Origin of the sequence: Marseilla massiliensis, from assembly GCF_016899955.1 — a bacterium.
In the GTDB taxonomy this organism is placed as follows: domain Bacteria; phylum Bacteroidota; class Bacteroidia; order Bacteroidales; family Bacteroidaceae; genus Prevotella; species Prevotella intestinigallinarum.
This window is the reverse complement of record NZ_JACJJL010000055.1, coordinates 1-3,958: the sequence shown is the minus strand read 5'-3', so window position 1 is coordinate 3,958 and position 3,958 is coordinate 1. Positions and strand designations below refer to the sequence as shown.

Sequence of the window (3,958 nt, the reverse complement as noted above, 5' to 3'; positions counted from 1 at the left end):
TTAACACTCTTCATTGATGCTTAGGTCAAAGCCTCTCGACCTTACGGGGTAAGGGGAAGGTGTCTGCATACAAGTCAAGCTCAAGCGTTTCTAAGCCCAGAGTCAGACAGAATCGTCATAAGCAAGGACTAAATCAGACAATCGAAAAATTATCTGCGGATATTAGGAACATTCTCATTTTTGCGGCCATGTCCGTTTCGGTTTCCGTTTTCGGTCAGTTGGCCCAGCGCCGGGGTGGCGCCCTTCCGCAGGCTGCCGCCCCGGAAGTGTCGGTCCAATCAGAGTTGGCCCAGCCCCGTGAAGCCCAAGGCTCGGTAGTGTTTTCATACGACTATCCCGATGGGCTGAGTTGCCTGGGCACCCATCCGCGTGACGAGAGCCCGGTGTGCAACTACCTTTCTCCCAACAGCCTTGTCAACGGCAAGCATTTCCTTTGGGCCCCGCAGGGCAAGAAGGTGAAGTACGAATGCCCGGGCCCCTCCGTTGCGGTGGGGTTCAGCTGGACCCTTCCGGGCACGGCCGAGAAAACAGCTGTAGGCCGCGCCGCCGCCGCTACATACACCGCCCCCGGCGCCTATCCGTTCCCGGAGCTGGTGGCCTACGACGCCGACGGTGGCCGGTTGTCGTACCGGGCCGACGGCGAGCTGCTGGTGGGCGGAGTGGCAGAGATAACCACGGCCAACTGCAGGAAGTGGGGCGAGACCTACAGGCTGGGCAGCTATCCCCTCAGTGGCGGGGCGGGCAGCATAGGCGGCACCAACAGCGCCGGCATGGACGGCTACGGCAACCTGTTCATGACATCGCAGGCTGGGGCCCACATCACGGGCGTCAACGTCTACTTCGTCGCCAAGCCTGCGAGGTATGAGGCCGGGCAGCAACTCCTGCTGCGGGTGTGGTACCCGTCGGAGGGTTCCGACGGCAACATGGTGCTCAACGGCCTGCCCCTCGAGGTGGCCTACCTGCCCGTTGCCGACATACGCGAGGCCAGGCCCGGCGAGTGCTCGGCCCGTGGCGCCGCCGTGGGCGAGTTCCGCTTCGACAGGCCTTTGCAGATATGGGACAAGCCGCTGTTCTTTGTCACCGTCGAAGGGTTTGGCTCCGACCTGTCGAAGGCCGACATACGCATGCTCACCGAGGTAGACGGGCAGTCCATGGCCGAGGAGCAGGCGTCGGGCCTGCTGGCCCACAACTCGTTTGTGAGCTACAAGGGCTACGGCTACACCATACCCGTCAACTATTTCGGCACGCCACTCGGCGCGTCGTTCATGATATGCCCAGTGATAGACAACGGCATCGGCCATGCCGTTGGCGCCGCCTCGCCGGCCACCCGCTTCAAGGCCGACGGGCTTAGGCTGGCCGTAGAGCGCGCCGACGGCGTGGAGGCCCGTCTGGCCGACCTCTCGGGCGCCGTGGTGGCCGTGGCGCCAATGGTTGGCGGTAGGGCCACGCTCAACGCCCCGCGCCGCGGTCTCTACCTGCTCCGTGTGGTGTGCCGCGGCGGTGGCTCGTCGGTGGCCAAGGTGGTGCTCTGAGGCCATTGTGGCCAATTCGGCCCGGTGGTGCCCACGGTGGGCATGGCACCGTTTTTTCAAGCAATATCAATCAACCCAAAACAGTCATTAATATGAAAAGGATTACACGTACATTGCTGTCGGCGGGGCTGTTGGCCCTGTCGGCTGCGGGGGCCGCACAGAACCATGTGTGGAAGTATGTAGATGCAGGCGACGCCACCACCTATGCCATCCGCGACGACGGCACGCTGTGGAGTTGCGGATGGAACGAGAAAGGCCAGCTGGGCGTGCCCGGGGTGGCCGAGCGCACAGCCGAGTGGCAGATGGTGGGGCAGGATGCCGACTGGAAGAAGGCCGTGGGCGGAAAGGCATACGCTTTCTTCATCAAGGCCGACGGCTCGCTATGGGCCGTGGGCACACAGGAGAACGGCGTGCAGGGCACGGGCGACGGCGTTGACCACCGGCAGCCCGTGCGCGTGGGCACCGACAGCGACTGGGCCGACGTGGCGGCGAGCCGCTTCTGGGGCTACAGCGCCATAGGGCTCAAGACCGACGGCTCGCTATGGGGCTGGGGGCAGAACTACAACGGGCAGCTGGGCACGGGCGACACGGAAAGCAGGCCGAAGCCCGTGCGCATAGGCGCCGACAACGACTGGGCATACGTCAAGGCCATCGACAACCGCACCTATGCCGTCAAGGCCGACGGCTCGCTATGGGCCACGGGCGACAACCACTCAAACCTGCTCGGCATGGCCCTCGCCGACGGCGAGTATGAGCCGGCATACAGCGTGCTCACCCGCGTCACTACGCTTGACGGGCCGGTGGCCCAGGTGTCGGGGTGCGAGCAGACAACAACATTCGCCATTGGCGAGGGCGGGACCGTAACGCGGGTGTATGCCTTGGGCAGCAATGCCAACGGCGGGCTGGGCGACGGCAAGGGCAAGCTGCTCAGCGGCTCGTCGTCTGACATGCCGTTCTCGCTCGTGCCGGTGAAGCCGCTGCTGCCCGGGGGCATTGTCTGCTCGGTGCTCTCGTCGGGGCAGAACTACTCGATGGTGGTCACTGCCGACGGCAAGATGTATGGCTGGGGCAACAACCGCGGGGGCCAGCTGGGCGACGGCACCGAATACGACAGGCTGCAGCTCAGCTACTACAAGTCACCGATAGAGATACCGTGCCCGGGCGGGGCCACGCCGGGTGGGGGCTCACAGACAGAGATAACCGTCGACGCCGCCGCCATACCGTCAAACCTGCGCGACGCCGAGGTGGTGAGGCTCACCGGCACGTGGAACACGGCGGCATTCGGCGAACTGGCCGTGGCCCTGGGCACGTCGGGCTTCATGGCCACCAACAAGGCGCTGCGTCGCATAGACATGAGCCAAGCCGCTATTGAGCCGGGCACCGACCTGTATGTGCAGGGAAGCCTGTCGAAAAACGGAGCCTTCGTAAACTGCAAGGCGCTCGAGGCCGTGGTGATGCCCGAAGGCGGCGGGGCGGCCAACTTCGCCAACTGCAGCAGCGCGTTCATGAACTGCGAGAAGCTGGCCACCATCGACCTTTCCGGCTGCACTGGGCTTACAAGCCTCAAGAGCGCCTTCTCGGGATGCGCGTCGCTGCGGCTTGCCGACCTCTCGGCCGCCACGGCCCTTACCGGCATGAGCAGCATGCAGGGGGCGTTTTCGGGGTGCGCGTCGCTGTACAAGGTGGTGCTTCCGGCCGAGGTGACGTTTTCGTCGGGCACGTTTGCCGACTGCACCTCGCTGTCAGACATCGACTGGACGAGATATGCCGGCACGGCAGTCCCGGTGTTCTATGTGGGCATGTTCTCAGGCATAGCCGACCTGAAGGCCGTCACGCTGACGGTGAGCGGCGACGCCTATCCGCTGTTTGCCGCCGACGCCAACTGGAGCCGGCTCACGCTCAAGGCCGCCACGGCCGACGGTGTGGACGCAGCCGGCAGCGACGCCGCGCTATCGTTCGACGGCACCACGCTCCGCACGTCGTCCACAATCGGCAACGTGGGCGTATACACGCTCGCCGGGGCCCTCGTGGCCGGCCGCCACACCGTGAGCGGCAGCTGGAGCCTCGCCTCGTTGCCGGCCGGTGCCTATGTGCTGGTGTACACCGACGGCGCCCGGAAGCAGTCTGTCAGGATTGTCAGGCGCTGACGGGGCGTCAGGCAGCCTGGTCCCCATGGCGGGTGCGTCGCAAGTGGCGCACCCGCTTTTTTTCCGTCCGCGTTGCCAACGGCTCTGTGGGCCCCGGCCAAGGGCCTTTTGCTGCATGTGCCGTTCTGGGCTGCCGTACGGGCCGTTTCGCGGTGCCGGACGGCCTCCGCCGGGATGCAATACGGCAGGTGCCTGCTGGGCGGGCCGCATGGTGCCGTCTGCGGTTGGCCGCAGGGCCGGGCCGGGGCACGGGGCGGCGGCTGTCTCTTATACACATCT

2 protein-coding genes are annotated in these 3,958 nt (G+C 65.3%); both read left to right on the top strand.

The genetic code is table 11. The features are described 5' to 3' along the window. Window positions 1–188 precede the first annotated feature (188 nt). Window positions 189–1,532, top strand: a complete 1,344-nt coding sequence (locus tag H6B30_RS15570; protein WP_205112185.1) for a hypothetical protein — start codon at window positions 189–191, stop codon at window positions 1,530–1,532. A 92-nt stretch (window positions 1,533–1,624) separates the two neighbouring features. After that, entirely contained in the window at window positions 1,625–3,679 is a 2,055-nt protein-coding gene (locus H6B30_RS15565; RefSeq protein WP_205112184.1) for a leucine-rich repeat protein, read from the top strand. The last annotated feature ends 279 nt before the right edge of the window (window positions 3,680–3,958 follow it).